At 66.3% G+C, this 15,329-nt stretch carries 18 protein-coding genes and 1 riboswitch; of the genes, 12 read left to right on the top strand and 6 right to left on the bottom strand.

Features of this window, described 5'->3' with window-relative positions:
• Positions 1 to 76: 76 nt before the first annotated feature.
• Both R2669_RS03935 and R2669_RS03930 read left to right on the top strand, forming a co-directional pair.
• Positions 77 to 763 (top strand): DJ-1/PfpI family protein, encoded by a 687-nt coding sequence (locus R2669_RS03935; protein ID WP_316898686.1) that lies wholly within the window; start codon positions 77 to 79, stop codon positions 761 to 763.
• An 83-nt stretch (positions 764 to 846) separates the two neighbouring features.
• Entirely contained in the window at positions 847 to 1,638 is a 792-nt protein-coding gene (locus R2669_RS03930) for a 5'-methylthioadenosine/adenosylhomocysteine nucleosidase (RefSeq protein ID WP_316898684.1), read from the top strand.
• 5 nt (positions 1,639 to 1,643) lie between these two features.
• On the opposite strand, the gene R2669_RS03925 is transcribed toward R2669_RS03930, so the two are convergent.
• Positions 1,644 to 2,111 (bottom strand): lysozyme inhibitor LprI family protein, encoded by a 468-nt coding sequence (locus R2669_RS03925; protein ID WP_316898682.1) that lies wholly within the window; start codon positions 2,109 to 2,111, stop codon positions 1,644 to 1,646.
• A gap of 74 nt (positions 2,112 to 2,185) precedes the next feature.
• Positions 2,186 to 2,788 (bottom strand): DJ-1/PfpI family protein, encoded by a 603-nt coding sequence (locus R2669_RS03920; RefSeq protein ID WP_102065820.1) that lies wholly within the window; start codon positions 2,786 to 2,788, stop codon positions 2,186 to 2,188.
• A gap of 86 nt (positions 2,789 to 2,874) precedes the next feature.
• On the opposite strand from R2669_RS03920, the gene R2669_RS03915 reads away from it, so the two are divergent.
• A complete protein-coding gene (locus tag R2669_RS03915; protein WP_316898680.1) occupies positions 2,875 to 4,212 on the top strand; it encodes an aminotransferase-like domain-containing protein in 1,338 nt (445 codons plus the stop codon).
• Positions 4,213 to 4,303: 91 nt separating this feature from the next.
• Complete coding sequence (locus R2669_RS03910; protein ID WP_316898678.1) at positions 4,304 to 5,164, top strand: c-type cytochrome; 861 nt, start codon at positions 4,304 to 4,306, stop codon at positions 5,162 to 5,164.
• Positions 5,165 to 5,180: 16 nt separating this feature from the next.
• On the opposite strand, the gene R2669_RS03905 is transcribed toward R2669_RS03910, so the two are convergent.
• Positions 5,181 to 5,690, bottom strand: coding sequence for a DUF1697 domain-containing protein (locus R2669_RS03905; protein ID WP_316898676.1), 510 nt, complete (start codon positions 5,688 to 5,690; stop codon positions 5,181 to 5,183).
• A 197-nt stretch (positions 5,691 to 5,887) separates the two neighbouring features.
• Between R2669_RS03905 and R2669_RS03900 the strand changes: the two genes are divergently transcribed.
• A complete protein-coding gene (locus R2669_RS03900; protein WP_316898675.1) occupies positions 5,888 to 6,322 on the top strand; it encodes a hypothetical protein in 435 nt (144 codons plus the stop codon).
• Positions 6,323 to 6,487: 165 nt separating this feature from the next.
• Positions 6,488 to 7,867 (top strand): FAD-containing oxidoreductase, encoded by a 1,380-nt coding sequence (locus R2669_RS03895; protein WP_316898673.1) that lies wholly within the window; start codon positions 6,488 to 6,490, stop codon positions 7,865 to 7,867.
• Between the two features lie 72 nt (positions 7,868 to 7,939).
• Here the strand turns inward: R2669_RS03895 and R2669_RS03890 are convergent, their stop codons facing one another.
• The gene (locus tag R2669_RS03890; protein ID WP_147215077.1) at positions 7,940 to 9,022 is read right to left on the bottom strand and encodes a calcium:cation antiporter; all 1,083 of its coding nucleotides are present in this window, start codon (positions 9,020 to 9,022) and stop codon (positions 7,940 to 7,942) included.
• Between the two features lie 123 nt (positions 9,023 to 9,145).
• Positions 9,146 to 10,000 carry a spherulation-specific family 4 protein gene (locus tag R2669_RS03885; protein WP_316898671.1) on the bottom strand — a complete coding sequence of 285 codons (855 nt, stop codon included), beginning with the start codon at positions 9,998 to 10,000 and terminating at the stop codon, positions 9,146 to 9,148.
• A gap of 62 nt (positions 10,001 to 10,062) precedes the next feature.
• Positions 10,063 to 10,143: riboswitch (cyclic di-GMP riboswitch) on the bottom strand.
• Positions 10,144 to 10,456: 313 nt separating this feature from the next.
• Between R2669_RS03885 and R2669_RS03880 the strand changes: the two genes are divergently transcribed.
• Entirely contained in the window at positions 10,457 to 10,912 is a 456-nt protein-coding gene (locus R2669_RS03880; RefSeq protein ID WP_147215080.1) for a hypothetical protein, read from the top strand.
• A gap of 23 nt (positions 10,913 to 10,935) precedes the next feature.
• Here the strand turns inward: R2669_RS03880 and R2669_RS03875 are convergent, their stop codons facing one another.
• Positions 10,936 to 11,829, bottom strand: coding sequence for a LysR family transcriptional regulator (locus tag R2669_RS03875; protein WP_316898669.1), 894 nt, complete (start codon positions 11,827 to 11,829; stop codon positions 10,936 to 10,938).
• Between the two features lie 87 nt (positions 11,830 to 11,916).
• Here R2669_RS03875 and R2669_RS03870 point away from each other — a divergent pair, with 87 nt between their 5' ends.
• The 5 genes from R2669_RS03870 (at position 11,917) to R2669_RS03850 (ending at position 15,299) form a co-directional block, all read left to right on the top strand.
• The gene (locus tag R2669_RS03870; protein WP_316890133.1) at positions 11,917 to 12,693 is read left to right on the top strand and encodes an NAD(P)H-dependent oxidoreductase; all 777 of its coding nucleotides are present in this window, start codon (positions 11,917 to 11,919) and stop codon (positions 12,691 to 12,693) included.
• Positions 12,694 to 12,802: 109 nt separating this feature from the next.
• Complete coding sequence (locus R2669_RS03865) at positions 12,803 to 13,585, top strand: sulfite exporter TauE/SafE family protein (RefSeq protein ID WP_316898667.1); 783 nt, start codon at positions 12,803 to 12,805, stop codon at positions 13,583 to 13,585.
• 31 nt (positions 13,586 to 13,616) lie between these two features.
• Entirely contained in the window at positions 13,617 to 14,012 is a 396-nt protein-coding gene (locus R2669_RS03860; RefSeq protein WP_316898665.1) for a carboxymuconolactone decarboxylase family protein, read from the top strand.
• Positions 14,013 to 14,143: 131 nt separating this feature from the next.
• On the top strand, positions 14,144 to 14,476 hold the full coding sequence (locus tag R2669_RS03855; RefSeq protein ID WP_316876984.1) for a hypothetical protein: 333 nt from the start codon (positions 14,144 to 14,146) through the stop codon (positions 14,474 to 14,476).
• Between the two features lie 13 nt (positions 14,477 to 14,489).
• Positions 14,490 to 15,299: an alpha/beta fold hydrolase gene (locus R2669_RS03850; protein ID WP_316898663.1), complete on the top strand. Its 810-nt coding sequence runs from the start codon at positions 14,490 to 14,492 to the stop codon at positions 15,297 to 15,299.
• The last annotated feature ends 30 nt before the right edge of the window (positions 15,300 to 15,329 follow it).

Raw genomic sequence — 15,329 nt, 5'->3', positions numbered from 1 at the left:
ATTGCTGCCAACACGATAGAGCGCGATCCTGTGAAGCGTCAACCCGCAATCGCATCACTTTCAGGAGAGCCAAACCATGACGACTTCCCCGTTCATCGTTGTCTTTGCGGTGTACAACCGCGTTACCCAGCTCGATTTCACCGGTCCGTACGAAGTGTTCTGGCGGCTGCCGGGCGCGCAATGCGTGGTCGCATCCGCGGCCGGTGGCGACATCCATGCCGACGGCGGTCTCACGATCTCGAACGTGCAGCGGCTGGCCGATATTCCGCATGCCGACCTGATCTGCGTGCCCGGCGGTTTTGGCGTGATCGAAGCCATGGAAGACGCAGAGTTCGTGCGCCAGGTGCGGCGCCTGGCCGATGGCGCCCGCTATGTCACGTCCGTCTGCACCGGCTCGCTCGTGCTGGGCGCGGCGGGGTTGCTGCAGGGCAAGCGCTCGGCGTGCCACTGGGCATGGCGCAACCTGCTGCCTGCGTTTGGAGCCACCGTGGACGAAGCCCGCGTGGTGCGTGACGGCAACCTCATCACCGGCGGCGGCGTGACGGCCGGCATCGACATGGCGCTGACCGTCATGGCGGACATTGCCGGTGCCGAACATGCGCAGGCCGTGCAGCTCGGTATCGAATACGCCCCCGCGCCGCCGTTCGATTGCGGCCGACCTGAGCGCGCAGCACCGGAGATCCTCGAAGCGGTGACGTCGCGGCTGGACCGCTTGCGTGCGGATCGCCACGACGCCGTACAACTCGCGGCGCAGCGCCTCTGAGTGCAGGCGCCGGGGCGAGCCGGATTGCGGCGACAATGGCGTCTTTCGACGTATCCACGTCCCAAACCGGCGCCGCATCCTGCATGAACACACCGTCTTCCCAGCCCAACGCCCGTGGCCCGATCGGCATCGTTGCCGCCCTGCATGAAGAGATCAACGAACTGCTGACGTGCCTGTCCGATGCACAGTGCATCCACATCGGCAGCCGCGATTTCTGGACGGGCCGGCTGGACGGCCACGCGGTGGTCGTGGTGCTGTCGCGCGTCGGCAAGGTGGCGGCCGCCTCCACCACGGCCGTGCTGATCACGCAGTTCAACGTCCGCGCGGTGGTGTTTGCCGGCGTGGCCGGCGCGCTGGCGCCGGGCGTGGCAGTGGGCGATGTCGTGGTGTCGGACGAACTGCTGCAGCACGATGTTGACGCGTCGCCGCTGTTCCCGCGCTGGGAGATTCCGCTGACCGGCATGGCGCGCTTTCCCGCCGATGCGGCGCTCGCCAGCGGACTGTCGGAAAGCGCCGGCACCGTGCTGGCCGATCCGCATGCGCTGCTTGGCCCCGATGTGATGCGGGCGTTCGGGATTGCGGCGCCGCAGGTGCATCGCGGCTTGATCGTCAGCGGAGACCGCTTTGTCTGCACCTCGGCGGAGAGCGCGGTGCTGCGCACGGCCTTGCCCGACGCCCTGGCCGTCGAGATGGAAGGCGCCGCGGTGGCGCAGGTGTGCCACGAGTGGGGCGTGCCGTTTGCCGCGATCCGGACGATTTCCGACCGCGCGGATGACGCGGCCAGCGTGGACTTCGCGCAGTTCATCGCGCAGGTGGATTCACGCTACAGCGTGGCGATCCTGCGCAACTGGTTGTCGGCGACGGCCGACGCCTGAACGGCTTACTGGCCCTTCGCGGCCAGGTACTTGTCGAGCGCGTTCGCGCGCTCGCTCAGGCGGAAGACTTCGTTCTCCAGGCGCTGCAGATCGTCGAGCTTGCCCTTGCCGTAGATGGCAGTCTCAAAGGCCGCAGTCCTGGTGTGGAAGTCCTGCCAAGCCTGCTCCGAATTCATCAGTGCGTCTTTCGCCTTGCCGTTCAATGTGCCGAGCAGCGTCTTGTACGTGCGGTCGAGGCGCTCGTCCTGCGCGGCCTTCTCTGCAGAGAGGCATGCGCCGATCGCGTCGGCGTTGTCCGGCGCCTTGTCGACGCAGGCATACAGCCTGGTGGAAATGCCCTGCGGCGCACGGCGCTTGACGCCGTTGGCGACGCTTTCGGCGGCAACCGCGCCGGCACTGTGGGCCAGCAGCGCCACGGCAACGGGCAGCGCAACAGGAAGGGCGAGCGTCTTCAGTGTCGTCAGCGTATTCAAGAAGTGACTCCTGATCGCGTATCTGCGATGCGTGAAGGGCCGACCAGTCTATCGGCCTGCTCGCGCCCCCGCGATCAGCCAGGCAGGTGAGGCCGCAGGTTGCGCAGGGCGTTTTCTACGTAGGCTTCTTTCTCGCCGACGGGCGCGACGTAGTGCAGCGCTTCTGCGGCGGCGTCAATGCCTTCCGTGCGCGCAATCACCCATGCCGCCAGGTACGGCGAGGCAAAGCAGCCGCCTGCCGTCGCCACATTGCCGTTGGCGTAGAACGGCTGGTTCAGCACTTCCACGCCGGCTTCCTGCACCCAGGGCTTGGTGGTCAGGTCCGTACAGGCCGGCACGCTGCCGAGCAGCCCCAGCTTGGCCAATACCAACGTGCCGGAGCACTGCGCGCCGATCAACTGGCGTGACGGATCGAGCGCCAGCCGCGCCATCAACGCCGGATCGGCCACCACATCGCGCGTGCGGATGCCGCTGCCGACGAGCACGGCATCTGCGGTGCGGGCGTCTTCCAGCATCGATTGCGCATGCATCGTCACGCCGTTCATCGACGTGACTTCGGTGTGCGGGCAACACAGGCTCACGCGCCAGTCCGGTTTCTTGATGCGGTGAAGCACGCCAAAGGCGATGAGCGAATCCAGCTCGTTGAAGCCGTCGAAGGTCAGGATGGCGATGTGCATGATCGTGTGCAGCCGCGTTTAGATAGACCGCATGCTAGGGGCGTGGGGCAATACAATCAAAAAATTGTCCTTAGTACACCCCGGAAATGACCCAGGCCCGCTACCAGCCGCTCGTCGACGAACTGGCCACGCAGATCCGCAGCGGCCATCTGCCGCCCGGCACACGCCTGCCGACGCACCGGCAACTGGCGCAGCGCCACGGCGTTGCGCTGGTCACGGCCACGCGCGTATATGCCGAACTCGAAGCGATGGGCCTGGTGAGCGGCGAAGTGGGGCGCGGCACGTTCGTGCGCGAAAACACGCTGCCGCGCGGGCTGGGTATCGACCAGCAGGCCGTGGCTGCCGGCGTGGTGGACCTGAACTTCAACTACCCGTCGCTGCCCGGCCAAGCCCGGCTGCTGAGCCGCGCACTGCGCAAGCTGGCCGCCGGAGGCGATCTGGAGGCGCTGTTGCGCTATGCACCGCATGGCGGCCGCGCGCATGAACGCGCCTGCCTGGCGCGCCATCTGGCACAGCGCGGTTTGCCTGTCGCGCCGGACAACGTACTTGTGGTTGACGGCGCGCAGCACGGCCTGGCCGTGACGGCGATGGCGCTGCTCAAGCCCGGCGATGTGGTGGCGGTGGACGCGCTGACGTATCCCGGTTTCAAGGTCGTCGCCGAGATGCTGCATCTGGAACTGGCGCCGCTGCCGGCCGCCGGGCAAGGGTTGGACCTGGATGCACTGGAGCGGTTGTGCGCACGCCGCCGTGTGCGCGCCGTCTACGTCATGCCGACCCTGCACAACCCGCTCGGCTGGGTGAGCGGCATCGGCTGGCGGCGCCAGCTGGCGGCCATCGTGCGTCGCCACGGCCTGCTCGCCGTGGAAGACGCGGCCTACGCCTTTCTGGAAGACAACCCGCCCGCGCCGCTGGCCGCGCTGGCGCCGGAATCGACGGTCTACATCTCCGGCCTCTCGAAGAGCGTGGCCACCGGCCTGCGTTTCGGCTTCGTTGCCGCGCCCGCAGCGTGGATGCCGCAGCTGGAACGCGCCATCCGCGCCACGACGTGGAACACCCCGGCCATTGTCACGAGCCTCGCCTGCGCATGGCTGGACGACGGCACCGTCGAGCGCCTGGAGGCCGAGAAACGGCGCGATGCGGCAGCCCGTCAGGCGATTGCCCGCAAGGCGCTGGCCGGGCTGACGCTGGTCACGCATCCAACCTCGTACTTTGTCTGGCTTGCGCTGCCGCCCGAGGTGCGCGCCGACCGCGTTGCCGTGGCGCTGCAGCAGGACGGCATCTCCGTGTCCACCGCAGAGCCGTTTGCGACATCGAAGCAGGTACCGCATGCGTTGCGGCTGGCGCTGGGCTCCGTCGCGCTCGACCGGCTCGACGCCGCGTTGCAGACCGTCAAGCAGCACGTGCAGGCGCAGGTGGATCGATAACGAAAACCGTGCCAAACCTCGTGCGCTTGCCTACACTCTCGTCGCAACGAAATGACCCGATTTCCGGCCCGATGTGCCGACAGGAGACCCCATGAAGACCTGGCTTGCGACGATCGCTGGATGGACGCTCTGCGCATGCGTGGCGTTCGGCAGCGCCGCCCATGCGGCCGATGCCCCCGATGACGGCGCGACGCTGACCGTCAACATCGGCACCGAGCACCGCACGCTGTCGCGCGAGGCATTGCTGCGCGATCCGCACCTGACCAGCGTGACCGTGGAAGACCAGAACCTGAAGGCCCGCCTGACCTTCAAGGCGATCCCGGTGACGGCGCTGTTCCAAGGGCAGGCGGTCAGCCCCGAGGCCAGTGCCACCACCGCCGCCAGCGACGGCTACGTTTCGCACCTGCCGATGCGCCTGCTGCTGGGCGATCGCGCCGACGGCCCGCGCGCCTGGCTGGCCGTGGAAGACCCCGCCGCGCCGTGGCCGACGCTCAAGGGCCAGGACATTGGCCCGTTCCGGCTGATCTGGACGGCGCCGCCGGCCAAGGCGTCGCTCGTGAACGAAAGCCTGTGGACTTACAGCATCGTGCGCATCGACGTGGCCGCGCTGCCGGGCGAGCGCTTCGCGGCCATCCGGCCCGCCGCGGGGCTGCCCGCAGACGGCCCGGTCATGCGCGGTTTCGCCACGTTCCAGCGCGTCTGCTTTTCGTGCCACACCCTCAATCGCGCCGGCGATGCCAACCTGGGGCCCGATCTGAACGTGCCGTACAGCCCGGTGGAATACCTCGGCGACGAGAAACTGCGCCACCTGATCCGCGATCCGCAATCCCTGCGCTGGTGGCCCAACGCACGCATGTCGGCCATCGACGAGAAGACGCTGTCCGATGCGCAGCTCAACGATCTGCTGGCGTATTTTCACCACATGACCAAGCGCAAATCGGCAGCGCAATGACGGGCGCTGAGGGCCGCTATTCGGCGGCCCAGTCGACCAGCGTGGCGATGGTGTTCATGTTGCGCGCCGTCCCCGTCTTGGCGGCGGGGATCTTCAGTTTGGAATCGGCCATGCCGTCGCCGTAGTGCACGTAGATTTCGCGGGTGCCCAGGGCCATCTCTTCCGTCCGAAGGCCGGTGGCGGCGGCCAATGCATCGGGGGGCGGTGGGGTGTCCAGGAAGATCGCGACTGTCCGGTTGGGCGCCGCCGTCTTGAACGGATTGCCTTCCAGCACCGCCGCCAGCTCGGCGCCCGTGCGCACAAGTACGCCCACGGGTTTGCCGGCGTAGTCCTCCAGGCAGCGTTCCAGCTTCGACTTGATGGTCGCTTCCGCCAGCCGGCTCTGAAAGACCACGTTGCCGCTGGCAATGTAGGTGCGTACGCCGGTCAGGCCGATGGATTCACACATTGCGCGTAACTCGGCCATGGGCAGTTTGCCGGTGCCGCCCACGTTCACGGCGCGGAGGAAGGCGATGTAGCTGGGCATGGGTTCTCCTGTTCTGTGTGTCTTATCAACGGCTTACGGATGGGCTCAAATCGGCAACATTCTGTTACGAGATTGACGAATGTGTTTAACCCGGCCCGTTGGGCGGCTTGTATTCTCCGCTCCGAACTCATCGAGCCCGGATCGGCCCCCCATTGAGGCGAGTGCCGCATCCTGCATTTGCGCATAAGGAGAACACCATGTTGAAGAAAATTGCACCGGCCGTGATTGTGGCAACGCTCGCCGGCCTGACGGCCTTGCCCGCAGCGGCGGATGACCTGCGCAATGCCCTGGGCGGCGCGCTGGGTGGCGCTGGCGGCGCGGCCGTGGGCGGCGCGCTCGGCGGGCAGACCGGCTCGGTGATCGGCGGGGCGATCGGCGGCGGCGCTGGCGGCGCGTTGACGGCCAACGGCCGCGAGCGCAAGGGCGCCATCGTGGGCGGCGCATTGGGCGGCGGCGTGGGGGCGGCTGCAGGCAATGCCATGGGCGGCCATACGGGCGGCATCGTGGGCGCCGGCCTGGGTGGCGGCGCGGGTGCAGCACTGGGCGGCAACGTGCAGCGCAATTCGTACTCCGACCGCGACGACCGCGGCCGCGGCTACCGTCGCCACGGCAAGCACCATCACCACCACTGATCTGATGCGCCGGTGCGCTCGCCACTGAGCGCACCGGCCGCTTTCTTGCTTTCCTTCCGGCGACGGCGCGGTCGGCAAAACCTGTCGTCGCGACTCGCCGTTGCCACGTGCGGCGCCTACCATAGCGAGACGGCTGCCGTCGGCAACCACACGAAGGAGAGCGCCATGACGCAACGCTTCGACGCCATCATCATCGGCACCGGCCAGGCCGGCCCTCCGCTGGCGGCGCGCCTGTCGGGCGCCGGCATGAAGGTCGCCATCGTCGAGCGCGGCCGCTTTGGCGGTACGTGCGTCAACACCGGCTGCATCCCCACGAAAGCCATGGTGGCCAGCGCCTATGCAGCGCGCATGGCCCAGCGTGCGGCCGAATACGGCGTGATGATCGACGGCGGTGTCACCGTCGACATGCAGCGCGTGAAGGCCCGTAAGGATGAGATTTCCGGACGTTCCAGCCATGGCGTAGAGCAATGGGTGCGCGGCCTGGAGCACTGCATGGTCTTCCAGGGCCATGCCCGCTTCGAAAGCGCGCGCACGGTGCGCGTTGGCGACGAGCTGCTTGAAGCCGAACGCATCTTCGTCAACGTTGGCGGCCGGGCGTTGGTGCCCTCCATGCCAGGGCTCGACCACGTGCCGTTTCTCACCAACTCCACCATGATGGACGTGGATTTTCTGCCCGATCACCTTGTGGTGATCGGCGGGAGCTACGTCGGGCTGGAGTTCGGCCAGATGTTCCGCCGCTTCGGTTCGCGCGTGACGATTGTCGAGAAAGGCCCGCGCCTGATCGCGCGTGAAGACGAAGACGTATCGCAGGCGGTGCGCGAGATTCTGGAAGCGGAAGGCATCGACGTGCAGGTCAACGCCGATTGCCTGAGCGTGCGACGCGACGGCGCCAACGTCGTGGTCGGCCTGGAGTGCGGCAGCGGCGCGCGCGAGGTGTCGGGCTCGCATCTGCTGATGGCCGTGGGGCGTGTGCCCAATACCGACGATCTCGGCCTCGACAAGGCCGGCGTGGAAATCGACAAGCGCGGCAATATCGTCGTTGACGATCAGTTGCGCACCAACGTGTCGGGCATCTGGGCCCTGGGCGATTGCAACGGCCGCGGCGCCTTCACGCACACGGCCTACAACGATTACGAGATCGTGGCGGCCAATCTGCTGGACGACGACCCGCGCAAGGTGTCGGACCGCATTCAGGCCTACGCCATGTACATCGACCCGCCGCTTGCGTGCGTCGGCATGTCGCTCTCGGAGGCAAAGCAATCAGGGCGCAAGCTGCTGGTCGGCAACCGCCCGATGACGCGCGTCGGCCGCGCAGTGGAGAAGGGCGAGAGCCAGGGTTTCATGCGCGTCGTGGTCGATGCGCAGACGCACGAAATCCTGGGCGCGTCGATCCTCGGCGTGGGCGGCGACGAGGCCGTGCATTCGATTCTCGACGTGATGTATGCCAAGGCGCCGTACACGACCATCAGCCGCGCCATGCACATTCACCCGACGGTGTCGGAGTTGATTCCCACGTTGCTGCAAAGCATGGAGCCGGTGGAGTAGCGCCGGGCGTGGCGCCAAAAAAGAAGGGCGCCCAGGGCGCCCAACACTTCGACTCGCTACCGTGCGCGCTGCTCAGGGCACGATCGAGAGAAACAGGTACGCCGCAAAGATCGCCAGATGCACGACGCCTTGCAGGATGGTCGTGCGGCCCTTGCCCAGCGTGAGCGACGACACGATCAGCGTGAGGAACAGCAGGACCATTTCCTTGGGACCGAGGCCCAGCTCGAGCGGACGGCCGATCCAGATGAACACGGCGGCTACGGTCGGGATGGTCAGGCCGATACTCGCCAGCGCCGAGCCCAGCGCGAGGTTCAGGCTGGTCTGAATGCGGTCTGCATTGGCGGCGCGCAGGGCTGCCAGGCATTCCGGCAGCAGCACCAGCGCGGCGATGACGATGCCGACCGTGGCGGGCGGCGCGCCGGCATTCAGGATGGCGGCTTCCACTGAAGGCGACAGCACCTTCGCCAGCCCGACGACGGCCACCAGCGACACCATCAGCAACACCGCGCTGAGCGCCGCCACGCGTGCGGGCGGCGGCGGTGCGTGTACGTCTTCATTGGCGCTGTCGACGAGGAAGTAGTCGCGGTGGCGGATGGTCTGCACGATGACGAAGCAGCCGTACAGCACGAGCGAAGTCACGCCGGCAAAGGCCAACTGCGACGAAGACAAGACGGGGCCCGGCGTGGAACTGGTGTAGTTGGGCAGCACCATGGTCAGCGTGACCAGCGCAGCCAGCACGGCCAACGCGGCGGTGGCGCCCGGTGCCTGAAACGCTTGCTCGCGGTGGCGCAGGCCGCCCACGAACAGGCACACGCCGACGATGCCGTTGCAGATCAGCATGACGGCGGCAAACACCGTGTCGCGCGCTAGGCCTGCTTTCTCTGGCCCGGACGAGAGCATGACGGACACGATCAGCGCGACTTCGATCACGGTCACGGCAATTGCCAGGACGAGCGTGCCGAAGGGCTCGCCCACCTTGTGCGCGACGACTTCGGCATGGTGGACGGCAGCGAAGACGGCCCCCGCCAGTGCCAGCGCCATCAGTGCGATGAGCCAGCCGGGGGGCGTCATGAACGAGCCGCCGACCAGCACCACCCACGCGAGCAGCGGGGCGGCGACAGTCCAGGGGGGCAGCTTGTTGGAAGAAAGGGCCACGGGGTTCTCCTTGTTGTTGCCTCAACGCCGGCAGGCGGCGAAGGGGGGATGCAGTGTGGCCCCGAATATAAAGCATGTGCGGAGCATCAGCCCGCACATGCGGCGTGCGTCACGCCCGCGCGGTCACGGGGCAACGGCCGTGGCGGACACCTCCTGGCTCCAGTAAGTCGGCAGCGCGCCATACGGGTTCGGCAACGTCTTGTTCGTGATGAACACCGCAGCAGCGCCCTTGCCTGACGCGTTGCGAACGAAAGTTTGCATCTGCGTGGCCGACGCGGCGTAGACGATGTGCGCAAAGCGCGCCTTCGGATAGTTGGCCTGCCACGCCAGCGGCGCATAGCTGGCGTAGTGCTTGGCGCTGTCTTCGAACACCACGATCTGGTCTGCCACCGGCAGGCTGGCGTAGATCTCCGGCACATTGGTGCCCGGGTTGCCCGTGACCGTGTAGTTGGGCGACAACCCCTTGATGTAGTTGTAGACCGACTGATAGAACTGGATGTGCGCGGTCGTGCTGTCGGCGGTCATCTCGTCGATGAAGAAGCCGTCGACCTGGTACAGCGCCTGGTAGGTGTTGATGTCCTGCACCACGGCCGACAACGACCGGTTGGCGTACGAGCTGGAGACGTACCCGATCACCTTGCCGCCTGCGGCACGGACCTTGGCGACGGCAGCAACGTAGTTGGCATCCTGCGTGGTGCCCGGGCCGCTGTTCGGGTTGAGGATGACCGTGGTGGGTACCGACGTTGCCGCTGTGGCCAGCGCACTCCACTGCGTTGCGCCTGTGCCTGACGGATAGATGTACGACGGCACCAGCAGCCCTTCAGCGCTGGCATGCGATGCGCCCATCAGCGCGCCGGACATCAGGGCGAATGCGGCATAGGCGGCCCGTGCGAACCTGCGCTTTGCGTTGCCCATTTGCGATGCCACGGCCAGCGTGGCGAATGTGGGCGAACGCCCCCCCGTTTGTATCGTTTTCATTATGTGCCCCCGACCACGCAGTTCGTTGCGTATGTCATCAGGCCCGCTCCCGTTGCGGGTTGGCGGGCAACTGGCTGACTTCGTCCAGCGAAGTCCCTATAGCTTTGCGTCGCCGGATCACTCCGGTTTTGCCCAGACCTCTGGGTGTGAACCCATTGGGGGAAGACTCTACCGGGGCCGCGCGGAGCGGGCAAACGGAGATTGCGCAAACGGGCCGGCTGCCGCGTGAAGCGTTGTCTGCAGCCCACGTTGCGCATTGCCATGGCAATCAACCGTCGACGCCAAATGCACCTCGGGCGGCTTGGCCCGTTTCTCCCATGCCACGTTTCCCCTGGCCTGCGCCAGAACGTCTGGTGCATTCCGCCGCCACAGAGCTCCCCCGTATCGTCAGTTCACGCAGCGCTATCGGTTGCCGCTGTGTTTCTTGTTCACGTAACTGACTGAGGAGAACCTGCAATGAACATCCGCTCGAATGTGCCCGTCATCCGCATCGCGCTGTTGGCGTTGGTGTCCCTGATTGCATCGCTGGCGGCTGCCGCCGCATTGGCTGCGCCGCCCGCGACCGTCGCAACATGTGACGGCATCAAGGAGGCGTACCCGATTCTCGGCGCCCAGTGCACCCACCACTACGCCAAGATCAACCACGCGCCCGCCACAGCGGCCGAGCGGCGCGAGACATACTTTGCGCGGATCGCGGTGTTGGAAATCTTCCGCAAGGCGTTGCTGTGCAACGGCATGTACGGCGCATCGAAATCGGAACAGCAGCGCTTTGCAAGCGGCGAGGCCGGCCACCTCCAGGCCTTGGCGAACCTGAACGCGGCAATGACGATTGCCGGCGACCCGAACGTGCCGGCGCTCTACACCGCCGCCGACTTGACTGACGTGTCCATCAAGAAACAGCAGTGCAAGTAGGGGAACGGTGGCGGCGCGGTTCTTCAGACCGCGCCTGCAATCACATCCCGCAACCACTGATGCCCGGGGTCTCGATGCACGCGCTCGTGCCACAGCATCGACATCTCATAGCCGGGCACCTCCACCGGCGGTTCGACCACCTGCAGCGCGCTGGCGCCGCGCACGAGCCGCTCGGGCAGCATGGCGACCATGTCAGTGCTCGCCACCGCTGTCATCACAAACAGGAAGTGCGGCACCGAGAGCACGACGCGCCGAGTGGCACCGGCTGCCGCCAGGGCTTCGTCTGTCACGCCGAAGAAGCCACCGCCATCGGGCGACACGATCACGTGATCGAGCGTGCAGAACTGCGCCAGTGTGGGCTTGCGCTTCAGGCGCGGGTGCCCCGCGCGGCCGATCAGCACATAGCGTTCAGTGAACAGCGTACGGCGGCGCAGGCCCGGTGGTGCGCCCTCTGTGGTGTGGAACGCGAGATCGATCTCCCCTTGCTCGGCTTGCTTTTCCAGGCGAGTAGGGACCAGCTCCAGTATGGCGAGCCGCGTGCCCGGCGCGCTTGATCGCAGCGTGTTCAGCGCCGGCAGCGCGATGGTGGATTCGCCGTAATCCGTGGCGGCCACGCGCCAGGTGTTGGCGGCGTGTGCCGGGTCGAACGGGCTGGCGGGCGCGACCGCCTGCTCCAGTGCTTCCAGCGCCAACCGCAGCGGTTCACGCAGGCTTTCAGCGCGGGCGGTGGGGCGCATACCGCGCGGGCCCGGCAGCAAAAGCGGGTCGCGGAAGATGGCACGCAGCTTGGCCAGATGCACGCTCACGGAAGGCTGCGAGAAGTTCAGCCGCTCCGCCGCACGCGTGACGTTGTGCTCGGTCAGCAGCACATCGAGCGTCACCAGCAGGTTCAGGTCCAACCGTCTGAGATTATTCATGGCTATGCCTGGAATATGAACAATTCATTTCCAATATACCTGGCCGGACCGCATTCTGGAGCCAATTCCTCATTTGGAGCTGCCACCATGAATGTTCTGATTGTTTACGCCCATCCCGAACCCAAGTCGCTCAACGGTGCCCTCAAGGACTTTGCCGTCCAGCGTCTGCAGGCCGCCGGCCACACCGTGCAGGTATCGGATCTGTACGCCATGCAGTGGAAGGCAGTGCTCGATGCCAGTGACAGCACCGTTGCGCCGGTTGGCCGGCGTTTCGACCCGTCGCTGGATTCCAAGTACGCCTTCGAGAACGGCCTGCAGGCCCCGGACATCGCCGCGGAGCAAGCCAAGCTGCGCTGGGCCGACGCTGTGATCCTGCAGTTTCCGCTGTGGTGGTTTTCGATGCCGGCCATCCTCAAGGGCTGGGTCGAGCGCGTCTATGCGTACGGCTTCGCCTATGGCGTTGGCGAGCACTCCGACACCCACTGGGGCGACCGCTACGGTGAAGGCACGCTCGCCGGCAAACGCGCCATGCTGATCGTGACGACCGGCGGCTGGGAGTCGCACTACAGCCCGCGCGGCATCAACGGCCCGATCGACGACATCCTGTTTCCGATCCAGCACGGCATCCTGTACTACCCCGGTTTCGATGTGGTGCCGCCGTTCGTGAGCTACCGCACCGGCCGCATGGACGAGGCGCGCTTTGCGCAGACCACGCGCGCGCTGGGCGAGCGACTCGACACCTTGTTCACCACTGCGCCGATCCCGTTCCGTCGGCAGAACGCCGGTGATTACGAGATTCCGGCACTCACGCTGCGGGCGGAAATCGCGCCGGGAAAATCGGGCTTCGCTGCGCATCTTGCCTAAACCCCGGCGTAACGGCGGGCGCTACAATCCGAGCTTCACTTCCGGCGGCGCGCTGTAGCGGATACAGCGCGCCGCCGCGTTTGTTTCTCGTCCCTCCTTTCTTGTCGGCATGGCGTCTCACGCGGTTCTCACGGGTCTGGTCAATTTGCTGCTCGGCATGGGCCTTGGCGTTGCAGGCGGTTTGCTCGGCATTGGCGGCGGGCTGATCGCCATCCCTGTGCTCGGCTACCTGTACGGAATGGACCAGCACCTGGCGCAGGGCACCGCGCTGGTGATGATTGCGCCCAATGTGCTGATCGGCTTCTGGCGGTATCACCAGCGGCATCCGGTGCATCTGCGTTCCGTCGCGCTGATCTGCGTGTTCTCGATGGCGGCGACCTACGTTGCCGCGCGCTTTGCGGCGGGGCTGGACGCGCACCTCCTGCATACGGCGTTTGCCGTATTCCTGATCGTCCTGGCGCTGTACTTCGCTTCACAGATCAAAGAGAAACCGAATGCTGCTGATCCTGCGCCCGCCGCTCCGCATGCCATGCCGGCGGCCGCGCTGCCATTGATGGGCATTGCAAGCGGGGCGATGTCGGGCATCTTCACGGTGGGCGGCGGCCTGGTGGTAGTGCCGGCGTTGGTGACGTTCTTCGGTATGCCGCAGACACGCGCCCAGGGCATGGCGCTCGCGCTGGTGGTGCCCGGCTCCCTCATCGCACTTGCAACGTATGCGCATGCCGGCCATGTGGATTGGGGAACGGGCATTCCGCTGGCCGCCGGTGGTATTGCCAGCGTGTCGTGGGGTGTGGCGTTGGCGTATCGGTTTTCAGCGCGGCGTCTGCGGTTGGCCTTCTGCGCAGTGCTGTTGGGTACCGCGCTGATGATGTTGCTGGTCAAGCCGGCCTGATCGACCTGGTTTTCAAGACGAGGAGGGCATCGTGTCGGAACAAGACAAGCAGGCAGGGCGTGTACGCCGCGCCCAGGTGATGGGCGACGCATTCGTGGAACGCGCGATGAGCGGGCTGGATGCCTTCTCGGCACCGCTGCAGGATTGGCTCAACGAACACGCCTGGGGCAGCACGTGGCAGCGTGACGGCATCGACCTCAAGACGCGCAGCCTGTGCACCTGCGCGATGCTTGCCGCGCTGGGCCGCAGCACCGAACTCAAAGGTCATGTGCGCGGCGCCATCAACAACGGCGCAACGGCGGTGGAGATCCGCGAAGTGCTGCTGCATAGCGCCATCTATGCGGGTGCGCCGGCGGCCATCGAAGCATTTCGATCGGCGCGCGAGGTGCTCAATGAGCTCGGCATCCAGATCGAAGAAGGGCGCTAATCTGCGTCGGGTTTGCCGCTTGTGTTAACGGGCTTAACACAAGTTGCATGACTGATGCGCCTTGCCTATTCTCGCGGGATCACGATGGCGCCGGTTTATGGCGCTGGTCGACTCATCCCTCGGAAACCCCCATGTCTCAAGATCTCAAGACCCGCCTTGGCGGCGTGCTGGTGCTCATCGTCGGCGCGGTGATCGGCTGGTTCTTCATCCTCGGGCCGCTGCACGAGGCACAGGCTGGCGCGCCCACGGTGCGGTACTCGCTCAAGGCGATGGTGCTGGTGCCGGCGTGTCTGGTGTTCGGCTTGGCGTTTGTGGTGGGCGGCGACAAGCTGGCCTACCGTGACGCCGAACGCAAGCGCCTCACGCCGCTTGGCTGGGTGCTCGTCGCCATCTTTGCGGCGGCTGCGGCGCTTTGCTACTGGTGGTTCAAGCAGCAGTTCGCAGCGCTGGGCTACGCAGGTTGAACCCCCGATCGACGTGGACGCCTTCGATGACGATCTGACGCGGTTTGCCGCCCACGGCGCTGAACCGCTGCCCACCGCCGTCGAGCAAGGCCATGTCGAGCACGACGGCGCCCGCATCTGGTACGCCACCTTCGGCGCCGGCACGCCTGTGATCCTGCTGCACGGCGGGCTTGGCCATAGCGGCAATTGGGGGTATCAGGTTCCGGCACTCACGGGCGGGGGCTACCGGCCCATCGTCATTGACAGCCGTGGGCACGGCCGCAGCACACGCGATGCGCAACCTTACGCCTACACGCGCATGGCTTCCGACGTGCGGGCCGTCATGGATGCGTTGCACATCGACCGCGCCGCCTTCATCGGCTGGAGCGACGGCGCTTGCGTCGCGCTGACCCTCGCCATGCAGACGCCCGAACGCGCCACGGGCGTGTTCTTTTTCGGCTGCAACATGGACCCGACCGGCGTCAGGCCCTTTTCGCCCACGCCCGTCATCGATCGCTGCTTCGAGCGCCACCGAAAGGATTACACCGCGCTCTCATCCACACCCGACGATTTCGATGCATTCGTCGCGGCCGTCACCGAAATGATGCAGACGCAGCCCAACGCAACGGCCGCGGAACTTGCCGCGACGCGCGTGCCGGTGACGATCGCGCAGAGCGAACACGACGAGTTCATCCGGCCCGAGCACGCACACTATCTGGCGCACACCATTCCGGATGCACAGTTCGTGTTGCTGCCGGGCGTAAGCCATTTCGCGCCGTTGCAGCGCCCCGCGTTGTTCAACGTCGCGATGCTCGTGTTCCTGCGCGGGCTCCCTCAGCCGTAGGCCGCATCGAGCCGGAGCGCGTTTGCGCAA

Source organism: Ralstonia edaphi (assembly GCF_958350185.1).
GTDB classification, from domain to species: Bacteria; Pseudomonadota; Gammaproteobacteria; order Burkholderiales; family Burkholderiaceae; genus Ralstonia; species Ralstonia edaphi.
This window is presented reverse-complemented; position numbering and strand designations above follow the sequence as displayed.

What these genes read in the sequence shown, in the direction of transcription:
- R2669_RS03885 (WP_316898671.1), bottom strand. Translation starts at nt 10,000, where the DNA reads ATGAAAACGATACAAACGGGGGGGCGTTCGCCCACATTCGCCACGCTG.
- R2669_RS03870 (WP_316890133.1), top strand. Translation starts at nt 11,917, where the DNA reads ATGAATGTTCTGATTGTTTACGCCCATCCCGAACCCAAGTCGCTCAAC.
- R2669_RS03915 (WP_316898680.1), top strand. Translation starts at nt 2,875, where the DNA reads ATGACCCAGGCCCGCTACCAGCCGCTCGTCGACGAACTGGCCACGCAG.
- R2669_RS03930 (WP_316898684.1), top strand. Translation starts at nt 847, where the DNA reads ATGAACACACCGTCTTCCCAGCCCAACGCCCGTGGCCCGATCGGCATC.
- R2669_RS03855 (WP_316876984.1), top strand. Translation starts at nt 14,144, where the DNA reads ATGTCTCAAGATCTCAAGACCCGCCTTGGCGGCGTGCTGGTGCTCATC.
- R2669_RS03905 (WP_316898676.1), bottom strand. Translation starts at nt 5,690, where the DNA reads ATGCCCAGCTACATCGCCTTCCTCCGCGCCGTGAACGTGGGCGGCACC.
- R2669_RS03880 (WP_147215080.1), top strand. Translation starts at nt 10,457, where the DNA reads ATGAACATCCGCTCGAATGTGCCCGTCATCCGCATCGCGCTGTTGGCG.
- R2669_RS03900 (WP_316898675.1), top strand. Translation starts at nt 5,888, where the DNA reads ATGTTGAAGAAAATTGCACCGGCCGTGATTGTGGCAACGCTCGCCGGC.
- R2669_RS03910 (WP_316898678.1), top strand. Translation starts at nt 4,304, where the DNA reads ATGAAGACCTGGCTTGCGACGATCGCTGGATGGACGCTCTGCGCATGC.
- R2669_RS03895 (WP_316898673.1), top strand. Translation starts at nt 6,488, where the DNA reads ATGACGCAACGCTTCGACGCCATCATCATCGGCACCGGCCAGGCCGGC.
- R2669_RS03875 (WP_316898669.1), bottom strand. Translation starts at nt 11,829, where the DNA reads ATGAATAATCTCAGACGGTTGGACCTGAACCTGCTGGTGACGCTCGAT.
- R2669_RS03865 (WP_316898667.1), top strand. Translation starts at nt 12,803, where the DNA reads ATGGCGTCTCACGCGGTTCTCACGGGTCTGGTCAATTTGCTGCTCGGC.
- R2669_RS03935 (WP_316898686.1), top strand. Translation starts at nt 77, where the DNA reads ATGACGACTTCCCCGTTCATCGTTGTCTTTGCGGTGTACAACCGCGTT.
- R2669_RS03920 (WP_102065820.1), bottom strand. Translation starts at nt 2,788, where the DNA reads ATGCACATCGCCATCCTGACCTTCGACGGCTTCAACGAGCTGGATTCG.